Below are 24,898 nucleotides of genomic sequence, written 5' to 3'. Positions count from 1 at the left end.
GAGCACGCAAGGGTTCATGGTGCCCCTGGGCGGGCCGGTCAGGAAGACCGGGAGACCGTCACACGACCGGACTCGGCCGTGCCGCCTCCCGCCCGCGCGCCTCGGCGTGCCAGGACCGCACGGCCTCGACGGCGTGGGCCTGGTCCGGCACCCCTTCCAGGCGGAGCGGCTCGGCAGCCCGCCGCAGGGCCCGGCAGACCCGGGCGGCGGCCCACGCGAAGTCGGCGTCCGAGGGTGCCTGCGCAGGCAGGGCGATGGCGGCCCGCATGACGTCCGGGAAGACGGACTGGGCGTACTCGAAATCCAGATAGACGGGCAGATCCTCGTCGAGGCCCGCGGTCAGCTCGGGCCTGCCCGCCGCCGTCATCGCCTCCACCCAGCGCCGCCGCATGCGCAGGTGCTGTTCCTTGTCGTAGTCCATGCGCACCAGGTGCGTGGCGAGGTCGTGCAAGGGGTCGCCGTACAGGGCCAACTCCCAGTCGATCACGGCGATTTCCTTGCGGTCGACCACGATATTGGCGCGGTGGACATCCGTGTGCAGAAGACAGAAAGGGCGCTCGTGCAGGCGCGGAGCCCGCTCCTTGAACTCGGTCATCGCGTGCCGTCGAATCCCGACGCCTTCGAATAACGCGTCGAATCGCTGCCTGTTGGCGCGGTGCACCCGCTCCTCGGTGAAGTCGATCAGCCAGGCGAGAAAGCCGTCGGAATCACCGCTCGCGGGCCAGCCTTCGGGTCTCGGCGGAAGCTCGGACTCCGGCACGGCCGCCGTTCTCGCGAAGAACTCGGCGAGCCTCGCCATCAGTTCGTCGGTGTGGAGTTCACTCTCGTCGACGTCCGTCAGCGGCCGCCCGGCGCGGTAGGCGTGCATCGACCAGTCGCCGAAGTCCCGCAGGCAGCGCGGGACTTCGCGCAGATGGCGGGTGACCACCGTGAGCAGTTCGCTCTCGTTGGGCCAGATGCGCGGCGCCACCTCGGCGGCCTGCAACGGCGTGCGGCATTTCACGCGGGCGCGATACGGCATCGTCCGCAGCAACAGCGCGAGGCGCCAGCCGAGCGGCACGATGTAGTTACTGTTGTGATAACCGGTCACAACCTCGCCGTCAGGGCGTTCCCGGTGCGCGGTGGCCCATCGGCGGATCAGCCGGTCGCGCCAGCCGAGTGGGGCCGGTGGGGCCAAATCGGCTCCGCCGGGCAGAGGTTGCGACATGAGCGCAGAGGGTATCGTCCTGACGGCGTCCACCTGCCCACTTGACCAGTATGCGGACGCTCGCACTTGCTTACCTTGCGCGCGCGTGTCATTACTGCGCGTTTTCCTTGCCGGTGAATATGTCGGGGACTAATTCACCGCGAAGTCCGGCGCCCCGGCGGCACGTGTCACTTCTTGCCCTTGAGCACGTCGAGCAACGGCTTCAGTGACGTCACTATCCGTTCGGCTCCGATTTCCCGGAGTACCCGCATCTTGCGGTCGTTGCGGGCGTATCCGAGGAAGTGCACGCCCGCGGCACGCGCGGCGAGATAGTCCGAGTCGGCGTCGCCGATCATCAGGGTGCGGGCCGGGTCGGCACCCAGCCCGCGGAGGGCGCGCTTGACGCAGTACGGGTCCGGCTTGAGCAGGTGCAGGTTCTGCGTGCGGCCGTATATGTGCGGCGCGAAGCAGTCGATGAGCCCCCTGCCCTTCAGATAAGTGGCCACCGGCCCCGGCGCGTTGTTGGTGGCGACGGCGAGCCCGGCGCCGGTGGCGTGCCAGGTGCGGATCAGCGCGTCGGCGTAGGCCGTGGGCCAGGCGGAGGTCACCGCCTTCTGCTCCTCGTACGTCAGGCGCGCCTCGAGCTCGACCACCAGATCGCTCTGGGGGTGGCGCTTGTCGACGGCGCGCAGCACGACGTACGGATCGGGTTCGTCCCGCACTCCCGCGGTGAGCAGCCCGTGCAGCCCCTGCTCCTCCAGCCAGCGCACCTGTTCCTTCGCGACCTTCACGGCGGAGCGCCCGGCGAAGAGACGGCAGACGGGGCCGTCGAAATCGAAGAGCACGAACTGGGCGATGTCGATGAGTTCTCGCAGATCGTCGGTCGCACCTGTCACTGGCTCGGTCGCTCTCGCCTCGGGTCGCGCGGAATCAGGAGTCACCTAAGAGAGTGTCAGGTCCGTGGTGATCGTTTCCCAGAGGGCGTCGAACCATCTTTGGGACTCCTGCACGAAGCCCGAGTCGCGCGAACTGTCCCCGTGGAGGAAGGGGAAGAGGGTCGTGGTCAGTCCGCCGGCGTCGTAGGCGCGCACGCTCTCCCCGCCGTCACCGTCCAGCGGCACCTCCATGGACTCCAGCGTGTAGTACGCGAGCAGGGCCTCGCACTTGTTGAGGAGATAGAGCTTCACCGGCGTCGTCAGCGGCAGGGCGCGGAAGGTCACGCGGACATCGATGTCGTGCGACTGCCGCAACGAGGTGAGGTTGTGCCGCAGGACCTGCCCCTGCGCGTTGCGCTGGGACAGCCAGCGCTGCTGCAGCCGGACCCGGTCGCGTTCGTCCTCGGCCTCGACCGGCACCGGGAAGGCCAGGGAGATGGCGCTGCTCGGCAGCAGGATGCGGACGGCGATGGACTCGGGGCACAGCCGGCCCTGGTGGATCTGGCGGATCGGCTCGGTGACGGCGTTCATCAAGGTCTCCGCCGTGTACGAGACCGCGTCGATCCGCACGTGCTGCTGCCGGAACGCCTCCATGAGGCGCGGCTGCAGCGCCACCATCGACGGCTGCGGCTCAGGCTGCCCCGCAGGCCCCGCCGAGGGCGCCGCGGCCTCCGCCGCCACCCGTGGCGGGCTCCCCCTGCTGATGTGGTTCAGGAGCCCGTCCCGCTGCAGCGACAGGAGCGCCTGGCGCACCGTGCCGCGTTCCACGCCGAACTCCTGGGCGATCTGGGCCTGGGTGGGCAGGCGGTCGCCCGCTTTGAGGGTGCCGGTGCGGATGCGGTCGCGCAGGGCGTCGGCGATGTCCTGAGGTGAGGTCTTTCTGCTGCCGTTCACTGCACCGCTCTCCTTGGTCACGACCAGACGATACAACTCGACGCCATCTCACGGGAGTTGACGGAAAGTTGTTTATGAAGGCTTACCAAGCGGGGACAACTCTAGTGGAGTTGGTTGCCAACTCGCTCAAGATGGCAGAAGGGGGAACCATCATGCCCGCCGTAGCCCTCCTCGCAGCCGTGTTCGCCGTCACCATCGAGCAGGTCGTGCAGTGGAAGTACGGAACCCTCGGCATCATCGGTCTGCTGCTGCTGACCGTGGGCGTCAAGGCGAAGAACACCACCTGCAGCTCCATCGGAGCCGTCGTGCTCGCCCTGATGGTGACCGGCCCCGCCCTGTGACGAGGCGCGGGACCGCACCGCCTGAACCGTCTGAACCCGCCTGAACCGCCTGAACCCTGGTCCGCCCTACGGGCCGGGGTTCAGCTTCAGGTCCTGGCTGATCGTCTCCCAGAGCGCGTTGAACCACAGATGGGACTGCTCCACGAACGTCGTGTCCCGCAGCCCGTCCCCCGAGTGGAACGGAAACAGCATCGACTGCGTTCCCTGCGCGTCCCACATCTCCAGGGACTCCTGGCCGATCTCCTCCCGGCGCTGGGTGAGGGTGTAGTACGCGAACAGCGCCTCGGAGCCGTTGAGCAGGTAGAGCTTGACCGGTGGGGTGAAGGGCAGGGCGCGGAACTCCACCCGTACGTCGATCCCGTGCGTCGTCTGCAGCATCCGCAGGTTGTGGCGGAGCACCTGCCCCTGCGCGTTGCGCTGGTCGAGCCAGCGGCGGTGCACCCGGCCGCCCTCGTCCCCGCCCTCCACCGGAGCCGGGAAGGCGAGGTCGATGTCGCGGCTCGGCAGCAGCACCCGCACGTCGACCTTGGCCGGTTTCAGCTGTCCGGCGTGGATCTGCCGCAGCGGTTCGCCGATCGCCATCGTCAGCGAGACGGAGGTGAGGCACAGCGCGTCGATCTCCACGTGCTGCGCCTGGAAGGCCGCGGCGATGCGCGGGGCCAGGCCGACCATCGTGGGCTCGGGCCGGACCGTGTCGGGGCTCGGCCCGGACGGTGCCGCGACCGTGGCGGGGCTGCCCTTGGACACGTTGACGAGGAGCTGCTCGCTCTGCAGGATGCGCAGCGCCTGGCGTACGGCACCGCGCTCCACGCCGAACTCCAGCGCGAGCTCCGCCTGCGTGGGCATGCGCTGTCCCGGCCGCAGCCGCCCCGACCTGATCCGGTCGCGCAGCGCGTCCGCCACTTCGTGGTGCGAGCGGCGCGAAGTCATGGTCGGCCTCTTCCGCTCGTTGACGGAGGCCTGGTCCGGGCTCACAACCAAACAGTACAACTTCTCGCCATCTTAGGGGAGTTGCCGAGAAGGTGGTTATAAGACGCGCCATCGCGGAGATAAGTCAGGTGGAGTTGGTAGCCAACTTGGGCGACATGGTCAGACCTTTCGGGGGGGTTGGCCACCAGCCCGGGCCGCCGGGCCGAACCCGGCGCCCGGGTCGGCCAGTCGGCAGCCGGCCAGGGGGCCCGCCGCCCCCGTACCGGAAGGGGGACCGTCATGCCGTTCATCGCCGTTGTCGTCGCCGCCCTCGTCATTGGATTCGAGCAGGCCATCCAGTGGAAATACGGGCCGATGGGCATCATCGCCTTCGTCCTGCTCACCGTCGGCATCAAGGCCAGGAACACCACCGCGGGCGGCATCGGGGCGCTGATCCTCGTGCTGCTGCTCGCCCAGTCGGGCTGACCGGGCCCGACCCACGAAACGGGCTGGCCGAGCTCTCATCCGGAGGGGAGCCGGGAGTTCGGTCAGCCGTCAGACCCGGGGCACGGGCCCATCCAAGGCCCCGCCATCGCCAGGCCCGGGCCCCGAAGAAGCGGCGGGGTGGCCCACACCCGTGGGCCACCCCGCCGAAGCGTTCAGGAAGCCGCGTACGGGCGCACTCCCTCTTACGCACTTACGCACTCCCCCGTACGCGGATCACACAGCCGGACGCGGATCACGGCCGCACGGCCTCAGATCGCCGCCCGGATCTCCCCGACCTCGCGTCCCGCCCCGAGCAGCGGCGCCCTGCCGATCCGGTCCAGGACCGGGGCGTCGGTGCCGAGCAGGCGCAGGGCGCGGGCCAGGACCGGCCCGAGGACCCGCGTCGAACCGTCATCGATCTTGAAGGCGAGGGCCCGGCCGTCGGGCAGCGCGACCGCCTGGACGGCCTCAGCGCCCATCTTCGACAGCGTGCCCGGCAGCTCCCGCATCAGCCAGGTGTCGGGGCGCCGGGTCCCGGCGACGTACTCGGGGTGGGTCCGCATGGCGTCGGCTACCCGGCGCTCGGGGCTGCCCTCGGGGGCGAGGACGAAGTGCCGGTAGGCGCGGGCGAGGCCGGTCAGGGAGATCGCCATCAGGGGCGCGCCGCAGCCGTCCGTGCCGACGGCGGCGACGGGCTCGCCCGCGGCCGCCTCGATGCCCTCGTGGATCAGGCGCTGGAGGGGGTGCTCGGGGTCGAGGTAGCTCTCCTTGGGCCAGCCGTTCAGGGCGCAGACGGCGAGCATCGCGGCGTGCTTGCCGGAGCAGTTCATCGTGACCCGGTCGCGGACGGCGCCCGAGGCGAGGTAGGTCTCGGCCTCCTCGGGGTCGAGGGGCAGGTCGGCGGGGCACTGCAGCTCGGCCGGGGTCAGCCCGTGCTCGGCCAGCATCTTCAGTACGAGGTCCCGGTGGAACGTTTCGCCGGAGTGGCTGGCGGCGGCCAGGGCGAGGCGCTCGCCGGCCAGGTCGAGGCCGGCCCGCAGCACCGCCGCCGCCTGCATCGGCTTGTTGGTGGAGCGCGGGAAGACGGGGGCCGTCACGTCGCCGAGCGCGAGCTGCACGTCGCCGTCGGCCCCGAGCAGCACCAGGCTGCCGCGGTGGTGGCCCTCGACGAAGCCCGACCGGACGACCTCGGCGAGGACCGGGGGTATGACGGGGGAACTGGTGACGGCGGACGACGGCGTCGTTGTCGGCATCTTCGGCCTTCCGGGTGCGGGCGGTGCGACGGACCGCCCGCGGGAACGCCGGGCCGGGGGTCGCGGCGGCCGTCCCGGATCCGGCGGCCACCGGGATCACGGGATCTCGGCGGGCGCCGCACGCGGACGTCCGCCGGGGTCACGGCCGACGGCGGCCGCCGGGTCCCGCGGGTCACCGGGCCCGTCGGGGCGGCGGTGCCCACCGGGGCCGGCGGGTCAGGCGAGCAGGTCGTCTACTTGTGCTTCTCCTTCACGGTACCTGCGGGCGATCTCCGCACTGCAATCGTCCGTCGTCCGCTGCATCTCCTGACGCCGCCGGGAAACCTGCTGTTCATAGCGGACGAGGCGGCCCATGGCCGCGTGCAGCTCCTCGTCCGTGCGGGCCACCAGGTCGGAGAGCTCCACGTCGGCGAGCATCTCCGCGGCCAGACGCCGGTACTCCTCGCTGTGCGGGGTGCCGAGCGTCACATGGCGGGCCGACGAGCGGTGCCGGGCCGGGCCGTCCGTGAGGATCTCCGGGAGCCGGTCCACGACCAGCGGCGACTCCGCGGCGGTGGTGGCCTCCGGGTCCCGCCCGCCGGGGCCCGGGGCCCTGCGGCGCGCCGTCTCCGCCCGCAGGATGTCGATGCGGCCCTGCAGCAGCCGTCGTACGTAGCTCAGATCCGCCTCGTCCTGCTGTGTGGAGCGGCGCAGCTCGCGCAGCTCCGGCAGGCGCAGGGTGGTCAGGTCGTGCGCGGGTACGTCCGGCAGGACGGGGCTGTCGGTGCGCTGGACCGGGGGGCGCGGGACGTGGGTGCCGCCGATGCCCGCGGCGGCGGCCGCCCCGCCCGCCTCGGCCCCCGGGGCGCCCACGATCCCGGCTGCCCCTGCCGTCCCCACCGTCCCCACCGACCCCGCCTTCCCCACTGCCCCTGCTGCCGTGCCTGCTGCCCCTGGTGTCCCCGGTGTGCCGCCCGGATGTCTCGCTCCCGACGGCCATGGCGCCCCGGGCGACCATGGCGTGCTGGGCATACTGGGCGTACTGGGTGTACTGGGTGTGCTCATGTGGCTCTACCGTCCCCTCAGCCGGCGCGGTACACCGCGTGTGAGCATCGTGCCACCCCGAGTGGTCGCTCTGTGCGTGAGTGCCCCCAATCGGCCCCGGATGGGGGGTTCTGGACCGGCGCGCGGACGGCGCACTCGGGCAGGGCATCATGGTCCGCATGCGAGCGGTGGTGCAGAGGGTGGACGGCGCGAGTGTCGTCGTGGACGGGGAGACGGTCGGGGAGATCGTCGGCGAAGGGCTGTGCGTGCTGGTCGGTGTCACGCACTCCGACACCAAGGAGAAGGCCGGGCAACTCGCCCGCAAGCTCTGGTCCTTGCGGATCCTCGCGGACGAGAAGTCCTGCTCGGACGTCGGTGCGCCGCTCCTCGTCATCAGCCAGTTCACCCTGTACGGCGACGCCCGCAAGGGCCGTCGTCCCACCTGGAACGCGGCCGCTCCCGGCGATGTGGCCGAGCCGCTCGTCGACGAGGTCGTGGCTCGGCTCCGTGCTCTCGGCGCGACGGTGGCCACGGGCCGGTTCGGCGCGCAGATGCGGGTGGCCCTCACCAACGACGGCCCCTTCACAGTCCTCCTGGACACCTGACCCCACCTCCCTCCGCGTCCCGGGCCCCGCGTCCCTGCCCCCGCCTCTCTGGCCCCGCGTCCCTGCCCCGCGCCTCGGGCCGTCCGCAGCCGCGGCCACTCCACGCCCACCCCGATCGGCGCTCCGCGCCTCGTCCTCAATCGCCGGACGGGCTCTCCCCCACCCACCCGCCCCAACTCCCCCGACTCACCAACAGCCCGGCACCCCCAACCCGCCCACAGGGCAGGGAGGGGCGGGTGGGCCGGGGGAGGTCCTGGCTGCAGGGCGATGAGGGGGCGGGCGGGCCGGAAGAACCCACCCGCAGAGCAAGGAGGGGGCGGGTGGGCGGGGAAGACAGCCCGTCCGGCGCTTGAGGACGAGGCGCGCAGCGCCGATCGACGGCACCCCCGAGCCACCCGAAGCAGAGACCCACCCCCGTCACCCCCGCCCACAGAGCAAGGAAAGGCCACGCGGGCAGGGAAAGCAGCCCGTCCGGCGCTTGAGGACGAGGCGCGCAGCGCCGATCGACGGCACCCCCGAGCCACCCGCACGGGCCCCGGCACAGGGCACGGGCCCCGAGGTCAAGTAGGGCCAGCCCCGAGGCCGAGGTCAAAGGGGGCGGGCCCGGGGGCAAGGGGGGGCCGGGTCCCGAGGCAAGGGGGGCCGGGCCCCGAGGTCAAGGAGGGCCGGGCCCCGGGGCAAGGGGGGCCAGGGGTCAGGGTTCGACTACTGGCTCCTGGGCGGCAGCCGTTTCCCCGGCCAGGAGCTCCGCATCGACAGGCACATTGCGCTTGATGAGCGCGAGCGCGACGGGCCCCAGCTCGTGGTGGCGTACGGACGTGGTGATGAAGCCGAGCTTGCGGCCCTCGGGCCCGTCCGCGGCGAGGTGGAGGGGCGTGCCGTGCCCCGGCAGGTGCACATCGCTGCCGTCGAGGTGGAGGAAGACGAGGCGCCGCGGCGGCTTGCCGAGGTTCTGGACGCGGGCGACGGTCTCCTGTCCGCGGTAGCACCCCTTCTGGAGGTGGACGGCGGAGCCGATCCAGCCCAGCTCGTGGGGGATCGTGCGGTGGTCGGTCTCGAAGGCGAGCCGCGGTACGTGGTGCTCGACGCGCAGGGCCTCGTAGGCGAGGAGCCCGGCGGCGGGCCTGTGCGCCTCGGCGTACGCGGAGAGCTCCGCGCGGGGCAGGAAGACGTCGCGGCCGTGCGGCGTCTCCCGGACGGCGACGCCGTCCGGGACGGCCGCGATGGACCCGGCGGGCAGGTGCACCACGGCGAAGTCGGCGGTGCGGTCGGCGACCTCGACGCGGTAGAAGAACTTCATGCTCTCCAGGTACGCGATGAGCGCGTCCTGCGTGCCGGGCTCGACGTGCGCCCACATCGTCTCGCCGTCGTCGACCAGGTACAGGGCGTGCTCGATGTGCCCGTTCGCGGAGAGGATCAGCGCTTCGGTGGCCTGCCCCGGGGGCAGTTCGCTGACGTGCTGGGTGAGCAGCAGATGCAGCCAGCTCAGCCGGTCGGCGCCGGTGACGGTGACGACGCCGCGGTGCGAGAGGTCGACGAATCCGGTGCCGTCGGCGAGGGCACGCTGCTCGCGGAACAGGTCGCCGTAGTGCGCGGCGACACCTTCGTCCACGCCCTCGGCGGGGACGGCGCCGGGCAGCGAAAGCAGGGGGCTCTTCATGTTCACAAAGACTACGACCCGAGGACCGGGACGCTTATTCCGCGGCGGCCTCGTCGGCCCGTTCCTGATCGTCGGCGGCCGCCGGCGACGCGCAGTCCTGGCAGCGCCCGAAGATCGCGAAGTGCTTCATGTCGGTCTCGAACCCGAACATCCCCCGCAGCTTCGCGGTGAACTCGGCGGCCACGTCCAGATCGGCCTCGATGACGTGCGTACAGTCCCGGCACACCAGGTGGATGTGGTGGTGGCGGTCCGCGAGGTGGTACGTGGGGGCGCCGTGGCCGAGGTGGGCGTGGCTGACCAGGCCCAGCTCCTCCAGGAGCTCCAGGGTGCGGTAGACGGTGGAGATGTTGACCCCCGACGCCGTCTTGCGGACCTCGGAGAGGATGTCGTCGGGGGTCGCGTGCTCCAGTGCGTCCACGGCTTCGAGCACGAGCTGGCGCTGCGGCGTCAGGCGGTACCCGCGCTGCCGCAGGTCGCTCTTCCAGTCGGAGTCGGTGCTCACCACACCCCGAAGTCTAGGCCTACTTGAAGAAGGCGATCCCGTCGTCCGGCAGGTCGCCCAGGTTGCGCGCCATCTCGGCGACGTCCTCGGGCGAGACGACCTTCTTGAGCTGCGCGGACATGTACGGCCGCAGCGGCACCTCGGGCGTCTGCTTCTCGCCGACCCACATCAGGTCGCCCTTCACATAGCCGTAGAGGCGCTTGCCGCCGCTGTACGGGCCGGAGGCGGCGGTGCGGGCGACGGCGTCGGTGGCCAGGTCGATCTGCGGCTTCTGGTCGGCCAGCTCGCCGTACCAGACCTCGACGACGCCGTCCTGGCGGACCATGACGGTCTCGACCTTGCGCTCCTTGTCGATGCGCCAGAAGCCCGACTCGGACTCCAGCGGCTCGACCTTGTTGCCCTCGGCGTCGAGCACCCAGGTGTGCGAGTGGTACTCCAGGAAGTCCCGCCCGTCGTGCGAGAAGGAGACTTCCTGGCCGAAATTCGCCTTGGCGGAGCCGGGGAAGTCGGTGACGCCCGCGCCGGCCCAGTTGCCCAGGAGCCAGGCGAGGGGGACGAGGTCGCGGTGCAGGTCGGACGGGATCTCGATCATGAGGTGCTCAGGAGTCTCTCGGTGGGGGGTGCGGTCAGCGCTGGCCCTGGTACAGCTTCTTCACGGTCAGACCCGCGAAGGCGAGGACGCCGACGCAGACCAGGACAAGGAGGGCGGAGAAGAAGGCCTCAAGCACTTAAAGCTCCTTGGTGAGCGGTATGTAGGGCGGTACAGAGCCGGGTCCCACTGTAGTCGGGCCACGCCGCCCCCTCCCGCCGAGGTGGGCCACCCGGCTAGTGGCGGCGCCTGCCGTCCAGCTCATCCCACCACTCGTCGGATTTCGGATCCCCCGAGGGGTCGTCCCACCAGCGGTCCTCGGGACCGCGCCGGTTGGCGACCATCGCGGCGACCGGCGGGATCACCATCGCCACGACGCACATGCCGACAGCCACAGGGACCGACCAGAGCCGCACGACACCCCAGGCCAGGACGAACAGGGCCAGGCAGGTGCCCATCATGGCGAAGTACACATGACGCCGTCGCGCGTACATGACTCCAGCGTAGAACCGAAGGGCCGCACCCCTCCAGCGGCGTCCAACCCCTGGGGTGCGGCCCATCGGCCTGTCTGCTCAGCTGCCTGCTCGGCTGACTGCTCAGCTGCCTGCTCGGCCTGTCTTCTCAGACAGCGATCGCGACCTCCGCGAGCCCGCCCGTCTGGGCGACGACCGTGCGGTCCGCCGAGCCGCCGGGCACCAGGGCCCGTACGGTCCACGTGCCCTCGGCCGCGTAGAAACGGAACTGGCCCGTCGCGGAGGTGGGCACCTCCGCGGTGAACTCGCCGGTCGAGTCCAGCAGGCGGACGTAACCGGTGACGGGCTCGCCGTCGCGGGTCACCTGGCCCTGGATGGTGGTCTCACCGGGCTTGATCGTCGAGGCGTCAGGGCCACCGGCCTTGGCTCCACACATGTGCGCTCCTATGAAGAAGGGGGAAGGTCGGTCGCGGATTACTTGTTGGCGCCGAGCTCGATCGGCACGCCGACGAGGGAGCCGTACTCGGTCCAGGAGCCGTCGTAGTTCTTGACGTTGGTCTGGCCGAGCAGCTCGTGCAGGACGAACCAGGTCAGGGCCGAGCGCTCACCGATGCGGCAGTACGCGATGGTGTCCTTGGCGAGGTCGACCTGCTCGTCCTCGTAGAGGGCCCTGAGCTCGTCGTCGGACTTGAACGTGCCGTCGTCGTTGGCGTTCTTCGACCACGGGATGTTGCGGGCGCTCGGCACGTGGCCGGGGCGCTGCGACTGCTCCTGCGGGAGGTGGGCCGGGGCGAGCAGCTTGCCGGAGAACTCGTCGGGCGAGCGGACGTCGACGAGGTTCTTCGAGCCGATCGCGGCGACGACGTCGTCACGGAAGGCGCGGATCGAGGTGTCCTGGGGCTTGGCCCGGTACGACGTGGTGGCGCGCTGCGGCACCTGGGCGCCGTCGACCAGGTCGCGGGAGTCCAGCTCCCACTTCTTGCGGCCGCCGTCGAGGAGCTTCACGTCCTGGTGGCCGTAGAGCTTGAAGTACCAGAAGGCGTAGGAGGCGAACCAGTTGTTGTTGCCGCCGTAGAGGACGACGGTGGAGTCGTTCGCGATGCCCTTGGCGGAGAGCAGCTTCTCGAAGCCCTCCTGGTCGATGAAGTCGCGGCGGACCGGGTCCTGGAGGTCCTTGGTCCAGTCGATCCTGATGGCGTTCTTGATGTGGTTCTTGTCGTACGCCGAGGTGTCCTCGTCCACCTCGACGATCACGACCTGCGGGTCGTCGATGTGGGCCTCGACCCAGTCGGCGTCTACCAGGACGTCGCTGCGGCTCATGCTGTTCTCCTCCGGGGCAGTTCGGGGCAGTTGCGGCGGGGATGACACGGATTGCACGGGTGGTGCGGGAATGTGCGCGTATGGGTATGCGGGGAGGCGCCGGGCATACGGCACGGGGTGGCGCTGGCGACCGTGAGGGGGTCGACAGGCCCGGGGAACACCGGAGCCGGGGGTCCGGTTCAGAGAGTGCGACAGAGCATGGCGGCGACGCGGCACAGGTCCACTGCCCGCCGCTTCGTGAGGTCCGCCTGTCGGTGCATGCGTCCGATCGTAGGGACGGGGAGGCGGCCGTGTCACCGGTGTGTCGGATACTGAGACGTTTTCGTCCAGGATGCGGTCAGGTGAATACTTTCCGGCCGGTCGCCGAGGCCCGGGGGGCCGGGGACGCGGCGCGGGCGCCCGCCCACCATCTGAGGGACGGACGCCCGCGTCTCGTACTACGGACAGCTGGCGGGGCGGAGGGTCAGGAGACCAGGTCCACGTTCTCGCCCTTCACGGCCACGTCCACGCCGTCGGGGGCCGCCTGCACCGTGTCGAGCCTGATGCCGCCCGGCAGGTCGGTGACCTTCTCCTCGAAGTCGGTGATGTCGCGGGCCAGGCCCTCGGGCAGCGGAATCTTCACGCCGAGCACTTCGAGGCTGTCCGGGATCGTGTCGGCGTGCACCTTGATCGTGTCGCCCTCGACGCTCAGGGAGCTGAGGACGTGCACCGGCTTGGGGAGCTTCGTGCCGCCCTTGCTGACCTCGACCTCCACCTTGACCTTGCCGTCGCCGCCGTCGGAGAGACCGACGACCTCACCGGTGGCGCCGAGCGGCAGCTTCACCGGCTCGGCCTTGGCGGCCTTCAGGAGCTCGTCGTAGGAGATCCGGGCGACGCCCGCGGCGGAGTCGGCGGTGGCGGAGCTGTAGTCGCTGGAGAAGTCGACGCCGTGCGCGGTGGCGCTGAGGTTCGCGATGCGGATGGTGTCGCCGTCGGACTTGGCGTCGTAGTCCTTGATGCCGATCTCGACGTCGTCGAGCTTGCCGCCCAGGACCTGGGTGAGGAACGGGAAGCCCTTGATGGACACGTCGGGCGTGCTGCTCAGGCCCTCCTGGGCCTTGATCTTCTCCGCGGCCTCGCTCTCCGCGAAGGACACCGCGAACCGGTCGGCGGCGACGAAGAGGCCGCCGAGGACCACCACGACGATCAGAAGTATGCGTATCGCGCGCTTGCTCATGCCTGCTGTTCCCCGTCCCCCGCCTCGGCTGTTCCGTTGCCGCGAGCCTAAAGGACGAGTCCCCGGCCGTCGTGCCCGGCCGGGGACCTGTAGATCGACTGTGACGCGGCTGGCGGCTCCCGCGCGGGCTCAGCCGAGGGCGCGGCCCAGCAGGTACACGGCGGGCGCGGCGACCGCGAGGGGCAGCGCGACACCGGCCGTGAAGTGCACGAACCGCGACGGGTAGTCGTAGGAGGCGACCCGGTGCCCGATCACCGCGCAGACGCCCGCGGCGAGCCCGAGCAGGGCGCCCTCGCTGCCGAGGTCGGTCGCCCCGCCGACCGCGATGCCCGCGCCGGCCGCGGCGAGCAGCGCCACGACCACCGAGGCGGGCGTCGGCATCGGCAGCGCGCGGGCGAGCACGGCCGCGGCGACAGCGACCCCGCCGACCACGGCGGCGTCGTCCACGGCGGCCAGGTGCCCGGCCGCGATGATCGCGAGCGCGCTGGAGGCGAGGGTGGCCATCAGGCCGTACATCCGCTCGTCCGCGCCCGCCCGGCTGCGCAGCTGCAGCACGAGGACGAGCAGCACCCACACGCCGAGGGTGCCGAGGATCGCGGCCGGGGCGTTGCCCTCGCCGGTGGCGAGCAGCGCGGCGTCGGCGGCGACACCGCCGAGGAACGCCAGCGCGATGCCCTGCCGGGCGGGCCACATACCGTTCAGCCGGAACCATCCGGCGGCCGTCACACCCTGCAGGATCACCAGCGGTACGAGGAGGCCGTACTGCCCCACCGCGGCGCCCCCGGCGAGCAGCAGCCCCAGCAGCGCCGTGAGCAGCGCGGGCTGCATCCCCGGCTCTATGATCGGCGACCGCCCCTCGGCCCGCGCCCGCTGCGCGTCGGTGATCCGGGGGTTGCCGGTGAGGGTGGCGGGGCCGTATCCGGCGGTGTCGGGGGCGGCTTCGGGCTCGGACTCGGGCTTGGTCACGGGGGCGGGCCCTGCGGGGGCGGGGGCAGGAGCGGGCTCCTGCGGGTACGACCCCGAGTGGTCCGGCCCGGACGCCTGCGCCTGGTAGGCCTGCGCCTGGTACGCCTGCCCCTGGTACGCCTGCGGCGGCTCCGCGTAGGCCTGCGGCGGCAGATACGCGGTCTCGGTCACGTCGACGGCGGGCAGCGGCGCCGACACCTGGGTCTCCCAGGTCTGCCCTTCCCACTGCTGCGTGGCGTACTGCTGCTGGGCGTAGGGCTCCTGGTACCCCCACTCACCCTGCCCCTGCGGATACGCCTGCTGGGCGGCGGGCTCCTGCGGGTACTGCGCGTACTGCCCGTAGTGCGGGTCGTACGGCTGCTGCTGGCCCTGGTGCTGCTGGGGCTGGGGCTGGGGCGGGTACTGCTGCTGGGGGTCCTGCGGGTACTGCTGATAAGGGTCGTACGGTTCGTTGCTCATCGCGTACGGGTCATCCTCCTGCGAACGGCGGGAGCACCTCGACCGTGCCGCCCTCGGCAAGCCGTACCGTCTCATGGGCGCGGGTGCCCACGGGGTCGCCGTCGACGAGGAACGAGCAGCGCAGCAGCACGCGGTCGAGTTCTCCGGGGTGTCGCGCACGGGCCGCGCTGAGCGCCTCGGCCAGCGTGGCCTCGGCGTACGGCTCCTCGGCGATCCCCGCGGCGGCCTTGGCGGCGGCCCAGTACCGGATGGTCCCTGATGCCATTGCCCCCTCCTTTCGCTCAAGTCACTCGGCGGTTGCCGACGTCCATGATGCCGTGGCCCAGGCGCCGATCCGCCCAAGGAGTTCGTCGTCGGCCGCGTGCTCGGCGTGCCCCATGCCGGGTTCCAGCCACAGCTCGGCCCCCTCGCCCGCGGCGGCGGCCAGCATCCGGGGGTGGTCGACGGGGAAGTACGGGTCCTGGTCGCCGTGCACGATCAGGAGCGGGGTCGGGGCGATGAGCGGCACGGACTCCGTCGGCGACGGCGGCACGGGGTCCCACTCGTGCGGGTGGATCCGGGTCCGCAGGCCGAGCCGCCCGACAAGGCGTCCCGCCCGCCGCGTCACCACCCAGTGCAGCCTGCGCATCGGCGCCGTACCCCGGTAGAACCACCGGGCCGGCGCGCTCACCGACACGACCGCGTCGACGCGCGCTTCCGTGCGCCCCCCGTGCAACGCGGCGTGCCGCAGCACCACGGAGCCGCCCATGGAGAAGCCGACCGTCACCACGCGCGTGTGCCCGAGCGAGCGCGCCCACGCCACGGCCGCCGCCAGGTCGAGCACCTCGCGGTCGCCGACCGTGGACTGCCCGCCGGATCCGCCGTGCCCCCGGAACGAGAACGTGATCACGGCCGCACGCTGCGCGAACACCGTCGCGGCCCGGCGCACGTGCGGCCGCCCCAGGTCCCCGGTGAAGCCGTGCGCGAGCACGATCGCGGGCCCGCCGACCGGACCGGGACCGGGGTCGTACGCGGCTTCGATCCGCACCCCGTCCGAGGTAAGGAGCGTGGAACGCGATGTGGCGCGCGGCTGAACGCGAGTGATCGGCTGCACAGAAGATCGCGCCGTTTGACCTGCCGGACCGGAACTCATGTGGGCTATTCTGCTGCGCAGAGGATCCGGGCAGTGAAGCCCCCGGGTCCTTTCGTGCTTTCCGGCGGACTCGGGCACGTGGCCCACCAAGGCCCCGTAAACGAAGCCTCAAGAACGGCGCGCACGGCCACTTCCCAGGGCGCGGGAGGTGTATCAACCGTACAAAGCAGTGCCATACGAGCCATACGTACGAAGCAGTGCCATACGCCCCCAAGCTCATAAGGAGCAGGGGGACCCCCTCCGCAGGGACCGAGGAGGAACCGACGTAATGGGCGAGCGAAACGTGCACGACAGCCAGAGGAACCGGCGGACGACCCAGGCAGGTGGGCCGCGATGAGTTCTCTGCTGCTCCTGACCAACGCCCTCCAGCCGTCGACGGAGGTGCTTCCCGCCCTCGGCCTGCTCCTTCACAACGTGCGGGTGGCCCCCGCCGAGGGCCCGGCGCTCGTCGACACCCCCGGTGCCGACGTCATCCTGATCGACGGACGGCGCGACCTGCCCCAGGTCCGCAGCCTCTGCCAGCTCCTGCGCTCCACCGGGCCCGGCTGTCCGCTGCTCCTGGTCGTCACCGAGGGCGGCCTCGCCGCCGTCACCGCGGACTGGGGCATCGACGACGTGCTCCTGGACACCGCGGGCCCCGCCGAGGTCGAGGCGCGCCTGCGCCTGGCCATGGGCCGCCAGCAGATCACCGCCGACGACTCCCCCATGGAGATCCGGGGCGGCGACCTGTCCGTGGACGAGGCGACGTACAGCGCGAAGCTGAAGGGCCGGGTCCTGGACCTGACCTTCAAGGAGTTCGAGCTGATCAAGTACCTCGCGCAGCACCCGGGCCGGGTCTTCACCCGCGCCCAGCTGCTCCAGGAGGTCTGGGGCTACGACTACTTCGGCGGCACGCGGACGGTCGACGTGCACGTACGACGGCTGCGGGCCAAGCTCGGCGTCGAGCACGAGTCGCTGATCGGCACCGTGCGCAACGTCGGCTACCGCTTCGTCGTCCCCGAGAAGACCGAGCGGTCCGAGAAGACGGTGCGGGACGGCGCGGAGAAGGCCGACAAGACGGCGCGCACGGGCGACTCCGACGGCGCCACGGCGGGCGCCGCGAAGCCCGCCGCGGGACGGGCGCCGCAGGCCGCCGCCGAACGGGCGAAGGAAGCCGTCGCACGCCCTGCTCAGGGTTGAGTCCATCCGCGTAGACTGCGCGCGTGGCCAAGGTGACGCGGGACGATGTGGCGCGACTGGCGGGTACTTCGACCGCGGTCGTGAGCTACGTCATCAACAACGGACCCCGGCCGGTCGCCCCGGCCACGCGCGAGCGCGTGCTCGCCGCGATCAAGGAGCTGGGCTACCGCCCGGACCGGGTCGCCCAGGCCATGGCGTCCCGGCGCACGGACCTCATAGGCATGATCGTGCCGGACGCGCGGCAGCCGTTCTTCGCGGAGATGACCCACGCCGTGGAGCAGGCCGCGTCCGAGCGCGGAAAGATGGTGCTCGTCGGCAACTCCGACTACGTCGAAGAACGTGAGACGCACTATCTGCGCGCCTTCCTCGGCATGCGCGTCTCCGGCCTGATCCTCGTCAGCCACGGCCTGACCGACCAGGCCGCCGCCGAGATCGACGCCTGGGACGCGCGCGTGGTCCTGCTGCACGAGCGCCCCGAGGCCATCGACGACGTCGCCGTCGTGACGGACGACGTCGGCGGCGCCCAGCTCGCCACCCGGCACCTGCTCGAACACGGCCACGCCTACGTCGCCTGCGTCGGCGGCACCGCCGAGACCCCGACCGTCGGCGACCCCGTCTCCGACCACGTCGAGGGCTGGCGGCGCGCCATGCGCGAGGCCGGTCTGCCGACCGAGGGCCGCCTCTTCGAGGCCCCCTACAACCGCTACGACGCCTACCAGCTCGCCCTCGGCTTCCTCTCCCGCCCCGACCGCCCCACCGCGATCTTCTGCTCCACGGACGACCAGGCCATCGGCGTCCTGCGGGCCGCCCGCGAGCTGCGCATCGACGTGCCCGGCGAGCTGGCCGTCGCCGGGTTCGACGACGTCAAGGAGGCCGGGCTCACCGACCCGCCCCTCACCACGGTCGCCTCCGACCGCCCGGCGATGGCCCGCGCGGCGGTCGACCTGGTCCTGGACGACGGGCTGCGGGTGGCCGGGTCGCGGCGCGAGCGGCTGAAGGTGTTCCCCTCGCGGCTCGTGGTGCGACAGTCGTGCGGATGTGAGCCCGCGGCTGCCGCGGGAGCCGGCCTCTGAGGGCTGCGCCCCGCGTCTTTATATCGGGCAAACACGGTTCTGTCGGGGTTCTCAGGGCGTCCTCAGGGGGCTCTCATGTGGCGGGAACACGCTCGGAGACATGACAGAACCCTTCCGCCAGAGCGATGAGAACCCGTCCGGCCCGCAGCACCCGCAGGCCCTGTCAGCCCCGTCGGCCCCGTCGGCCCCGCAGCAGCCCGGTTATCCGCCGCAGCCCGCCTTCGAGCCCGCCCCGGCCGGTCCCGTCCACTCCGGCCGTCGGCGCGCCCGCGGGCCCGTGGCCCTCCTCGCCGCCGTCGCCCTCGCCGCCGCGGCCGTCGGCGGTGGCACCGCGTACGCCTTCCAGACGCTGACCGGCGACGACAGCGGCAGCAGCGGCACACGGAACGTCAACGGCACCAGCGTCTCCGCCGGCAGCAAGGGCACCGTCGCCGGGGTCGCCGCCGCCGTCTCCCCCAGCATCGTCGAGATCAACGCCACCACCGGCTCCGGCAAGTCCACCGGGTCCGGCGTGATCATCACCTCCGACGGCGAGATCGTCACCAACAACCACGTCATCTCCGGCGCCACCGACATCACCGTCCGGACCAGCGACGGCAAGACCTACAAGGCCAGGACCGTCGGCACCGACAGCAAGAAGGACCTCGCGCTGATCAAGCTGGAGGGGGCGTCCGGGCTCAAGGCCGCGAACCTCGGCGACTCCGACGACGTGCAGGTCGGGCAGGAGGTCGTCGCCATCGGCTCGCCCGAGGGCCTGACCGGGACCGTCACCAGCGGCATCGTCTCCGCGCTCGACCGGGACGTCACCGTCTCCGCCGACCCCGGGCGTGGGCAGGACCAGAACCAGGGGCAGGGGCCCGGTGGGGGGTGGCCGTTCGAGTTCGGCGGGGAGCAGTTCAACGGGGACACGGGGTCTTCGAAGACGACGTACAAGGCGATGCAGACCGACGCGTCGCTCAACCCCGGGAACTCCGGGGGCGCGCTCATCGACATGGACGGGAACATCATCGGGATCAACTCGGCCATGTACTCGGCCGGTTCGGGGTCCGGGGCCGGGGGCGGGTCCGAGTCGGGGAGCGTCGGGCTCGGGTTCGCGATTCCCATCAACACGGTCAAGGCGGACCTGGGGAAGCTGCGGGCCGGGGCGAGTGGGTGAGCCCCGCAGCGCCCGACCCCGCCCCCGTGCGACGCTGATACCGACCCCGCCCACACCTCCGCCCACCCACCAGAGAGCCGCCCCCCCCATGAGCCCCGCCGAAGGCGACCGCGAGTACCCGCACCCCCAGCAGCGCATCCTGATCGTGGACGACGAGCCGGCCGTGCGTGAGGCCCTGCAGCGCAGCCTCGCGTTCGAGGGCTACGGCACGGAGGTCGCCGTGGACGGCGCCGACGCGCTGGAGAAGGCCGCGGCCTACCGCCCCGACCTGGTCGTACTGGACATCCAGATGCCCCGGATGGACGGCCTGACGGCCGCGCGCAGGCTGCGGTCGGCGGGCTCGACGACGCCGATCCTGATGCTGACCGCGCGGGACACGGTCGGGGACCGCGTGACGGGCCTGGACGCGGGGGCGGACGACTACCTGGTCAAGCCGTTCGAGCTGGACGAACTGTTCGCGCGCATCCGCGCCCTGCTGCGCCGCAGCACCTACGCGACGGCGTCCGGCCGGACGGCGCCGGAGGACGAGTGCCTGGCCTTCGCCGACCTGCGCATGGACCTGGCGACGCGCGAGGTGACCCGCGGGACGCGCACGGTGGAGCTGACCCGCACGGAGTTCACGCTCCTGGAGATGTTCCTGGCGCACCCCCGCCAGGTCCTGACCCGCGAGCAGATCCTGAAGGCGGTGTGGGGCTTCGACTTCGAGCCGTCGTCCAACTCCCTGGACGTGTACGTGATGTATCTGCGCCGCAAGACGGAGGCCGGCGGCGAGCCGCGTCTGGTGCACACGGTGCGGGGAGTGGGGTACGTGCTGCGCGCCGACGCCTCGGGGACCGGCGGCGGCGCGTGAACCGGTTCGTCCGCCGCTTCCGCGCGCTCCCGCTGCGCTCCCGGCTCGCCCTGCTCGTCGCCACGGCGGTCGCGGTGGCCGTCGCCGCGGCGGCGGTGGCGTGCTGGTTCGTCGTACGGAACGTGCTCGTCAGCTCGTTGGACGACGCGCTGCGGAGCAATCGCCCGTCGGATTCCGACGTCGTCGACCAGATCGACGTCCAGGGCGGACGGTGTCTGCGCACCTTCCCCAGCAACCCGGACCTGTACAAGCAGACCATCCAGGTCGTCTTCGCGAACAACGCGAGCTGCGTCATCATGGGGCGGCAGAAGATCGACATCAAGGAGTCCGACCTCGCCGTCGCCCGCCAGGAGTCGGCGGAGACGTACCACAACACGCGCGCGGCGAACGGCGTCGAGTACCGCGTCTTCACCTACCCGCTGCAGAACACGCCCCTCGCCGTCTCCGTGGCCCGCCCCCTCGACGAGGTCAACGACACCCTCAACAACCTCGTCCTCGTGCTCTCCCTCGTCGCCGGTGTCGGCGTCCTCGGCGCGGGCGCCGCCGGGCTCTGGGTGGCCCGCACCGGACTGCGCCCCGTCGACGAACTCACCGCCGCCGTCGAGCACGTCGCCCGCACCGAGGACCTGAACCTGCGGCTGCCCGCCGACGACGACAGCGACGACGAGATCGCCCGGCTCTCCCGGTCCTTCAACGCGATGACCTCCGCCCTCGCCTCGTCCCGCGACCTCCAGCAGCAGCTCATCGCCGACGCCGGGCACGAGCTGCGCACCCCGCTCACCTCGTTGCGCACCAACATCGAACTGCTCGCCCGGAGCGAGGAGACCGGCCGCGCCATCCCGCCCGACGACCGCCGCGCGCTCCTCGCCTCCGTCAAGGCGCAGATGACCGAACTGGCCTCCCTCATCGGCGACCTCCAGGAGCTGTCCCGCCCCGACGCGGCCCAGGGCGGCGGCAAGGTGCAGGTGGTCGCCCTGCACGACATCGTGGACGCGGCCCTGGAGCGGGCCCGCCTGCGCGGCCCCGAGCTGACCTTCGAGGCCGACCTCACCCCGTGGTTCGTACGGGCGGAGCCCGCGGCCCTGGAGCGGGCCATCGTGAACCTCCTCGACAACGCGGTGAAGTTCGGCCCGGCGGGCACAGCCATCGAAGTCGCCCTCAAGGACGGCGAGTTGACAGTACGGGACCACGGACCCGGCATCCCCGCCGACGAACTGCCGTACGTCTTCGACCGCTTCTGGCGCTCCCCCACCGCCCGCAGCCTGCCGGGTTCCGGGCTCGGCCTGTCCATCGTGGCGCGGACCGTGCGCCAGGCGGGCGGCGAGGTCGGGCTCGCCCCCGCGGAGGGCGGCGGCACGGTGGCGAGAGTGCGGCTGCCGGGGGCGGGGACCCCGCCGCCCGCGACGCCGTGAACCGGCCCTGAGCACCCGCCTCTCCCTCAACGAGACGCAGCGTCTTGCGTCGGCGCCTCGCATGCGCTACGGTTCCCGTCGTTGGCGCGAGACGATACGTCTCGTCACCAGCGAAGGGGCGCACGCACCACCCGCGCCCCCACCACCGTCGCCTGCGAAAGAAGACCCACTTGTTCCGTGCCCCCGCAGTAGCCGCCCCCACCGCCGCCCCCTCCAGCACCACCTCCACCACCTCCGTGGCCCCCGCCGTCTCCCAGCTCACCCTCACCGACGTCACCAAGCGCTACGCCGACCACCTCGTCCTCGACCGGGTCCGGCTCACCGTCCGGCCCGGTGAGAGGGCCGGTGTCATCGGGGACAACGGTTCGGGCAAGTCCACGCTGCTGCGGCTGCTCGCCGGGCGGGAGCGGCCCGACAACGGCACCGTCACCGTCGTCGCCCCGGGCGGCACCGGGCACCTCGCCCAGACCCTGGACCTGCCGGACTCCGCCCGCGTCGGTGACGCCGTCGACCTCGCGCTCGCCGAACTGCGGTCCCTGGAGCGCCGGATCCAGGCCGCGGGCGCGGATCTGGACGGCGCCGATCCGGCCGCGTACGACGCCTACGCCGCGCTCGTCGCCCGCTTCGAGGCGCGCGGCGGCTACGGCGCCGACCGACGCGTCGACGTCGCCCTGCGCCACCTCGGCGAGCACACCGGCCTCGACCGTTCGCGGCGGCTCGGCACGCTCTCCGGCGGGCAGCGCTCCCGGCTCGCCCTGGCCGCGACCCTCGCCTCCGCACCCGAGCTGCTGCTGCTCGACGAGCCGACCAACGACCTCGACGACGAGGCCGTGGCCTGGCTCGAGGAGCGGCTGCGCGCCCACCGCGGCACGCTCGTCGCCGTCACCCACGACCGGACCTTCCTGGACCGCGTCACCGACACCGTCCTGGAGGTCGACCATGACACCCGATCCGTGCGCCGCCACGGCGACGGCTACGCGGGCTACCTGACCGCCAAGGCCGCCGAACGGGCCCGGCACGAGCGGGAGTACGAGGAGTGGCGTGCCGAAGTGGGGCGCCAGTCGCGGCTCGCCGACTCGGGCATCGGGCGGCTCGACGCCATCCCGCGCAAGGCCCCCGCGGCCTTCAGCGGCGCGGGCGCCTTCCGGGCCCGGTCCCGGGCGCACGGCGCGATGAGCCGCATCCGCAACGCCCGCGAACGCCTCGGGCGGCTCACGGAGAACCCGGTGTCCGCGCCGCCGCAGCCGCTGCGGTTCGCTGCGAGCGTCGCGGGAGCAGCCGACGGCGCGGTCGAGGTGGCCGACCTGCGGGTGCCGGGGCGGCTCGCCCTGGACTCCCTGCGGGTTCCGGCCGGCGGGCGGCTCCTCGTGACCGGGCCCAACGGGGCGGGCAAGTCCACGCTCCTGCGGGTGCTCGCGGGGGAGGTCGAGCCGGAGCCGGGCGCCACCGTGCGGCGGCCCGCGCGGGTGGGGCTGCTGCGGCAGGTCGCGGCGCCCGTGTCCCGCGCGGAGGGCGCGCGTTCGCTGCTCGCGGCGTTCGGCGAGGACCGGGGCGACGAGCTGCTCGCGCTCGGCCTGTTCCACGAGTCGGACCTGCGGCGCCCGGTCGGCACCCTGTCCACGGGCCAGCGCCGCCGCCTCGAACTGGCCCGCCTGGTCACGCGCCCGTACGACCTGCTCCTCCTGGACGAGCCGACGAACCACGTCTCGCCCGCGCTTGTGGAGGACCTGGAGGCGGCACTCGCGACGTACGCGGGAACGCTGGTCGTGGTGACGCACGACCGGCGGCTGCGAGCGGGGTACCGGGGCCAGACCCTGACCCTGCCCCTGACGGGCCCGAGCGATATCAGCCCGTCCGGCGATTGAGGACGAGGCGCGGAGCGCCGATCAGCGGGGGCCCGGGGGCGGCAGCCCCCGGTTTCGGGAAGGGGCGGGATTGGGGAGCCCCCGGCAGGGCCTACCCCCCGAACCCGATCCCGTACCCCTCGACCCCCACCCGGATCCCGTCCTCCTCCACCTTCACACCCTGCAACCGCATGGCGCCCTCGCCCGGAAGCCTCGGCAGCTCGAAGGAGAGGGAGAGCCGGTCGACGAGGACGGGCCGGGTGAGGTCGTCGAGGCCCTTGAGGAGGGCGGGGTCGAGGCCGAGGCGCTTCAGGAGGGCGGGGTGCCCCATCGCCACGTCGATGAGGTTGAGGCGCATCACGTCGTCGACGAACTCCGGCGACCCGGTGACGTCGTTGAGCTTGGCGTCGCTGCGCAGCGCCTCGCGCACGGCGCCGTCCGGCACCCCGAGGCGGCGGGCGATCTCGGGCACCGCGAGCAGGGCCTTGGCCTGGGACGACTCGTCGGCCACGCGCCGGGCGCCCTCGCGGCTGAGGTGCAGCCCCTCGGACTCCCGCGCGCCCGGCCGGTAGGTCGCCATGTCGCCGATGTCGAGGCGCATCCGGTCGATGTCGGTGGCGACGCCGCGCTCGCCGGTGCGCTCGATGCGGGCGTCGGCGCGGACCTTCAGGTCGTGCCCGGCGACGGGCAGGGTGCCGCGGGCGTACACCTTGTCGCGGCCGTGGCCGGTGAAGGTGACCTGGGAGGCGCCGAGCTCGCGGTTGAGGTCGTCGAAGGAGAGGAGCACCTCGCCGCGCATCCGCCCGATGACGGCGCCGGTCAGGGAGGTGGGCCCGTCGCCCTTCATGGTCACGTCGGTGGCGGTCGCGGAGACCTTGGCGAGCGAGACGCGGTCGGCGGCGACGTCGGGCACGGTCACCTTCACCTCGTCCAGACGCTGGTCGAGGACCTGGGTGAGGAAGGGGAAGCCCTCGATGTCGACCTCGGGGGCCGCGCTCAGGTCCAGCTGGTCCTTGAGCTTGTCGGCGGCCTCGTGCTCGGCGTAGAGCAGGGCCCAGCGGTCGGCGAGGACGAGGAACGCGGCGGCGACGGCGAGAGCGACGACGGCCTTCGCGGCCAGCGGAAGCCCGGCGAACCGATTGCGGCGCCGACGGCCGGCGCGCCGGTGGTTGGGCGGCTGCCACGGGGCTTCGGCCTCCGCCTCGGGCTCCTCCCGGAGGAAGTCCTCCAGGGGGCCGGGCGCGAGGGAGCCGAGCTCTTCGTACGGGTTGCGGGAGGCTGTCTCTTCGTACGGGTCGCGAGAGATTGTCTCTTCGTACGGCTGGTGGGGGGTTGTCTCTTCGAGCGGAGCGGACGGTTCAGAAACGGCCATGCGGTGGGGGGAACGCATCAGATGATCTCACCATACGTTCCACCCCACCCCAAGCTCGTTCGC

At 72.1% G+C, this 24,898-nt stretch carries 27 protein-coding genes; 9 read left to right on the top strand and 18 right to left on the bottom strand.

The window, feature by feature from the left end:
* Positions 1 to 58: 58 nt before the first annotated feature.
* The 3 genes from QUY26_RS21420 to QUY26_RS21410 form a co-directional block, all read right to left on the bottom strand.
* On the bottom strand, positions 59 to 1,090 hold the full coding sequence (locus tag QUY26_RS21420) for an aminoglycoside phosphotransferase family protein (protein ID WP_289949082.1): 1,032 nt from the start codon (positions 1,088 to 1,090) through the stop codon (positions 59 to 61).
* Between the two features lie 284 nt (positions 1,091 to 1,374).
* On the bottom strand, positions 1,375 to 2,082 hold the full coding sequence (locus tag QUY26_RS21415) for an HAD family hydrolase (RefSeq protein ID WP_289949078.1): 708 nt from the start codon (positions 2,080 to 2,082) through the stop codon (positions 1,375 to 1,377).
* Positions 2,083 to 2,127: 45 nt separating this feature from the next.
* Positions 2,128 to 3,042 (bottom strand): winged helix-turn-helix domain-containing protein, encoded by a 915-nt coding sequence (locus QUY26_RS21410; protein ID WP_289955890.1) that lies wholly within the window; start codon positions 3,040 to 3,042, stop codon positions 2,128 to 2,130.
* Between the two features lie 125 nt (positions 3,043 to 3,167).
* Here QUY26_RS21410 and QUY26_RS21405 point away from each other — a divergent pair, with 125 nt between their 5' ends.
* Complete coding sequence (locus tag QUY26_RS21405; protein ID WP_289949076.1) at positions 3,168 to 3,356, top strand: hypothetical protein; 189 nt, start codon at positions 3,168 to 3,170, stop codon at positions 3,354 to 3,356.
* Between the two features lie 66 nt (positions 3,357 to 3,422).
* Here the strand turns inward: QUY26_RS21405 and QUY26_RS21400 are convergent, their stop codons facing one another.
* Positions 3,423 to 4,286: a winged helix-turn-helix domain-containing protein gene (locus tag QUY26_RS21400; RefSeq protein ID WP_289949072.1), complete on the bottom strand. Its 864-nt coding sequence runs from the start codon at positions 4,284 to 4,286 to the stop codon at positions 3,423 to 3,425.
* 279 nt (positions 4,287 to 4,565) lie between these two features.
* Here QUY26_RS21400 and QUY26_RS21395 point away from each other — a divergent pair, with 279 nt between their 5' ends.
* On the top strand, positions 4,566 to 4,751 hold the full coding sequence (locus QUY26_RS21395; protein WP_289949070.1) for a hypothetical protein: 186 nt from the start codon (positions 4,566 to 4,568) through the stop codon (positions 4,749 to 4,751).
* A 269-nt stretch (positions 4,752 to 5,020) separates the two neighbouring features.
* Here QUY26_RS21395 and QUY26_RS21390 read toward each other — a convergent pair whose 3' ends face one another.
* Both QUY26_RS21390 and QUY26_RS21385 read right to left on the bottom strand, forming a co-directional pair.
* Positions 5,021 to 6,004: an asparaginase gene (locus QUY26_RS21390; protein WP_289949068.1), complete on the bottom strand. Its 984-nt coding sequence runs from the start codon at positions 6,002 to 6,004 to the stop codon at positions 5,021 to 5,023.
* Positions 6,005 to 6,220: 216 nt separating this feature from the next.
* Entirely contained in the window at positions 6,221 to 6,892 is a 672-nt protein-coding gene (locus QUY26_RS21385; RefSeq protein WP_436840376.1) for an RsiG family protein, read from the bottom strand.
* A 314-nt stretch (positions 6,893 to 7,206) separates the two neighbouring features.
* On the opposite strand from QUY26_RS21385, the gene dtd reads away from it, so the two are divergent.
* On the top strand, positions 7,207 to 7,632 hold the full coding sequence (gene dtd, locus QUY26_RS21380) for a D-aminoacyl-tRNA deacylase (RefSeq protein WP_289949066.1): 426 nt from the start codon (positions 7,207 to 7,209) through the stop codon (positions 7,630 to 7,632).
* A 694-nt stretch (positions 7,633 to 8,326) separates the two neighbouring features.
* Here the strand turns inward: dtd and ygfZ are convergent.
* From ygfZ to QUY26_RS21330, 11 genes are all read right to left on the bottom strand, one after another.
* Complete coding sequence (ygfZ, locus tag QUY26_RS21375; RefSeq protein WP_289949064.1) at positions 8,327 to 9,292, bottom strand: CAF17-like 4Fe-4S cluster assembly/insertion protein YgfZ; 966 nt, start codon at positions 9,290 to 9,292, stop codon at positions 8,327 to 8,329.
* Between the two features lie 34 nt (positions 9,293 to 9,326).
* Positions 9,327 to 9,797 (bottom strand): Fur family transcriptional regulator, encoded by a 471-nt coding sequence (locus tag QUY26_RS21370; protein WP_289949062.1) that lies wholly within the window; start codon positions 9,795 to 9,797, stop codon positions 9,327 to 9,329.
* Between the two features lie 16 nt (positions 9,798 to 9,813).
* Complete coding sequence (locus QUY26_RS21365; RefSeq protein WP_289949060.1) at positions 9,814 to 10,386, bottom strand: FABP family protein; 573 nt, start codon at positions 10,384 to 10,386, stop codon at positions 9,814 to 9,816.
* Between the two features lie 233 nt (positions 10,387 to 10,619).
* Positions 10,620 to 10,877, bottom strand: a complete 258-nt coding sequence (locus QUY26_RS21360) for a DUF3099 domain-containing protein (protein ID WP_289949056.1) — start codon at positions 10,875 to 10,877, stop codon at positions 10,620 to 10,622.
* A 127-nt stretch (positions 10,878 to 11,004) separates the two neighbouring features.
* Complete coding sequence (locus QUY26_RS21355; protein ID WP_030362227.1) at positions 11,005 to 11,292, bottom strand: DUF1416 domain-containing protein; 288 nt, start codon at positions 11,290 to 11,292, stop codon at positions 11,005 to 11,007.
* Positions 11,293 to 11,330: 38 nt separating this feature from the next.
* Complete coding sequence (locus QUY26_RS21350) at positions 11,331 to 12,176, bottom strand: sulfurtransferase (RefSeq protein ID WP_289949050.1); 846 nt, start codon at positions 12,174 to 12,176, stop codon at positions 11,331 to 11,333.
* A gap of 179 nt (positions 12,177 to 12,355) precedes the next feature.
* Positions 12,356 to 12,436: a putative leader peptide gene (locus QUY26_RS40950; protein WP_352321565.1), complete on the bottom strand. Its 81-nt coding sequence runs from the start codon at positions 12,434 to 12,436 to the stop codon at positions 12,356 to 12,358.
* Positions 12,437 to 12,639: 203 nt separating this feature from the next.
* Positions 12,640 to 13,392, bottom strand: coding sequence for an LmeA family phospholipid-binding protein (locus QUY26_RS21345; RefSeq protein WP_289949048.1), 753 nt, complete (start codon positions 13,390 to 13,392; stop codon positions 12,640 to 12,642).
* Between the two features lie 129 nt (positions 13,393 to 13,521).
* The gene (locus QUY26_RS21340) at positions 13,522 to 14,817 is read right to left on the bottom strand and encodes a hypothetical protein (protein ID WP_289949046.1); all 1,296 of its coding nucleotides are present in this window, start codon (positions 14,815 to 14,817) and stop codon (positions 13,522 to 13,524) included.
* Positions 14,818 to 14,827: 10 nt separating this feature from the next.
* Positions 14,828 to 15,082 (bottom strand): MoaD/ThiS family protein, encoded by a 255-nt coding sequence (locus QUY26_RS21335; protein ID WP_289949044.1) that lies wholly within the window; start codon positions 15,080 to 15,082, stop codon positions 14,828 to 14,830.
* 21 nt (positions 15,083 to 15,103) lie between these two features.
* Positions 15,104 to 15,949, bottom strand: a complete 846-nt coding sequence (locus tag QUY26_RS21330) for an alpha/beta hydrolase (protein ID WP_289949042.1) — start codon at positions 15,947 to 15,949, stop codon at positions 15,104 to 15,106.
* 333 nt (positions 15,950 to 16,282) lie between these two features.
* Here QUY26_RS21330 and QUY26_RS21325 point away from each other — a divergent pair, with 333 nt between their 5' ends.
* The 6 genes from QUY26_RS21325 to abc-f all read left to right on the top strand — a co-directional run bounded on the left by QUY26_RS21325 (position 16,283) and on the right by abc-f (position 23,484).
* Positions 16,283 to 17,128 carry a response regulator transcription factor gene (locus tag QUY26_RS21325; RefSeq protein WP_289949040.1) on the top strand — a complete coding sequence of 282 codons (846 nt, stop codon included), beginning with the start codon at positions 16,283 to 16,285 and terminating at the stop codon, positions 17,126 to 17,128.
* A 23-nt stretch (positions 17,129 to 17,151) separates the two neighbouring features.
* Positions 17,152 to 18,201 (top strand): LacI family DNA-binding transcriptional regulator, encoded by a 1,050-nt coding sequence (locus QUY26_RS21320; RefSeq protein WP_289949033.1) that lies wholly within the window; start codon positions 17,152 to 17,154, stop codon positions 18,199 to 18,201.
* A gap of 100 nt (positions 18,202 to 18,301) precedes the next feature.
* Positions 18,302 to 19,357: a S1C family serine protease gene (locus tag QUY26_RS21315; RefSeq protein WP_289949031.1), complete on the top strand. Its 1,056-nt coding sequence runs from the start codon at positions 18,302 to 18,304 to the stop codon at positions 19,355 to 19,357.
* A gap of 88 nt (positions 19,358 to 19,445) precedes the next feature.
* Positions 19,446 to 20,207, top strand: coding sequence for a response regulator transcription factor (locus tag QUY26_RS21310; protein WP_289949028.1), 762 nt, complete (start codon positions 19,446 to 19,448; stop codon positions 20,205 to 20,207).
* A complete protein-coding gene (locus QUY26_RS21305; RefSeq protein WP_289949027.1) occupies positions 20,204 to 21,619 on the top strand; it encodes a sensor histidine kinase in 1,416 nt (471 codons plus the stop codon). Before QUY26_RS21310 ends, QUY26_RS21305 begins: the two co-directional genes overlap by 4 nt.
* A 236-nt stretch (positions 21,620 to 21,855) precedes the next feature.
* Positions 21,856 to 23,484, top strand: a complete 1,629-nt coding sequence (abc-f, locus tag QUY26_RS21300; RefSeq protein WP_289955886.1) for a ribosomal protection-like ABC-F family protein — start codon at positions 21,856 to 21,858, stop codon at positions 23,482 to 23,484.
* Between the two features lie 91 nt (positions 23,485 to 23,575).
* Here the strand turns inward: abc-f and QUY26_RS21295 are convergent, their stop codons facing one another.
* Positions 23,576 to 24,853, bottom strand: coding sequence for an LmeA family phospholipid-binding protein (locus QUY26_RS21295; RefSeq protein WP_436840375.1), 1,278 nt, complete (start codon positions 24,851 to 24,853; stop codon positions 23,576 to 23,578).
* Positions 24,854 to 24,898: the final 45 nt, after the last annotated feature.

It is taken from the genome of Streptomyces flavofungini (assembly GCF_030388665.1).
GTDB lineage: Bacteria > Actinomycetota > Actinomycetes > Streptomycetales > Streptomycetaceae > Streptomyces > Streptomyces flavofungini_A.
The sequence above is the reverse complement of the archived record's forward strand: the minus strand, read 5'-3'. Positions and strand labels throughout refer to the sequence as shown.

What these genes read in the sequence shown, in the direction of transcription:
- QUY26_RS21405 (WP_289949076.1), top strand. Translation starts at nt 3,168, where the DNA reads ATGCCCGCCGTAGCCCTCCTCGCAGCCGTGTTCGCCGTCACCATCGAG.
- QUY26_RS21400 (WP_289949072.1), bottom strand. Translation starts at nt 4,286, where the DNA reads ATGACTTCGCGCCGCTCGCACCACGAAGTGGCGGACGCGCTGCGCGAC.
- QUY26_RS21395 (WP_289949070.1), top strand. Translation starts at nt 4,566, where the DNA reads ATGCCGTTCATCGCCGTTGTCGTCGCCGCCCTCGTCATTGGATTCGAG.
- QUY26_RS21390 (WP_289949068.1), bottom strand. Translation starts at nt 6,004, where the DNA reads ATGCCGACAACGACGCCGTCGTCCGCCGTCACCAGTTCCCCCGTCATA.
- dtd (WP_289949066.1), top strand. Translation starts at nt 7,207, where the DNA reads ATGCGAGCGGTGGTGCAGAGGGTGGACGGCGCGAGTGTCGTCGTGGAC.
- ygfZ (WP_289949064.1), bottom strand. Translation starts at nt 9,292, where the DNA reads ATGAAGAGCCCCCTGCTTTCGCTGCCCGGCGCCGTCCCCGCCGAGGGC.
- QUY26_RS21365 (WP_289949060.1), bottom strand. Translation starts at nt 10,386, where the DNA reads ATGATCGAGATCCCGTCCGACCTGCACCGCGACCTCGTCCCCCTCGCC.
- QUY26_RS21360 (WP_289949056.1), bottom strand. Translation starts at nt 10,877, where the DNA reads ATGTACGCGCGACGGCGTCATGTGTACTTCGCCATGATGGGCACCTGC.
- QUY26_RS21355 (WP_030362227.1), bottom strand. Translation starts at nt 11,292, where the DNA reads ATGTGTGGAGCCAAGGCCGGTGGCCCTGACGCCTCGACGATCAAGCCC.
- QUY26_RS21350 (WP_289949050.1), bottom strand. Translation starts at nt 12,176, where the DNA reads ATGAGCCGCAGCGACGTCCTGGTAGACGCCGACTGGGTCGAGGCCCAC.
- QUY26_RS40950 (WP_352321565.1), bottom strand. Translation starts at nt 12,436, where the DNA reads ATGCACCGACAGGCGGACCTCACGAAGCGGCGGGCAGTGGACCTGTGC.
- QUY26_RS21345 (WP_289949048.1), bottom strand. Translation starts at nt 13,392, where the DNA reads ATGAGCAAGCGCGCGATACGCATACTTCTGATCGTCGTGGTGGTCCTC.
- QUY26_RS21340 (WP_289949046.1), bottom strand. Translation starts at nt 14,817, where the DNA reads ATGAGCAACGAACCGTACGACCCTTATCAGCAGTACCCGCAGGACCCC.
- QUY26_RS21335 (WP_289949044.1), bottom strand. Translation starts at nt 15,082, where the DNA reads ATGGCATCAGGGACCATCCGGTACTGGGCCGCCGCCAAGGCCGCCGCG.
- QUY26_RS21330 (WP_289949042.1), bottom strand. Translation starts at nt 15,949, where the DNA reads ATGAGTTCCGGTCCGGCAGGTCAAACGGCGCGATCTTCTGTGCAGCCG.
- QUY26_RS21325 (WP_289949040.1), top strand. Translation starts at nt 16,283, where the DNA reads ATGAGTTCTCTGCTGCTCCTGACCAACGCCCTCCAGCCGTCGACGGAG.
- QUY26_RS21315 (WP_289949031.1), top strand. Translation starts at nt 18,302, where the DNA reads ATGACAGAACCCTTCCGCCAGAGCGATGAGAACCCGTCCGGCCCGCAG.
- QUY26_RS21310 (WP_289949028.1), top strand. Translation starts at nt 19,446, where the DNA reads ATGAGCCCCGCCGAAGGCGACCGCGAGTACCCGCACCCCCAGCAGCGC.
- QUY26_RS21295 (WP_436840375.1), bottom strand. Translation starts at nt 24,853, where the DNA reads ATGCGTTCCCCCCACCGCATGGCCGTTTCTGAACCGTCCGCTCCGCTC.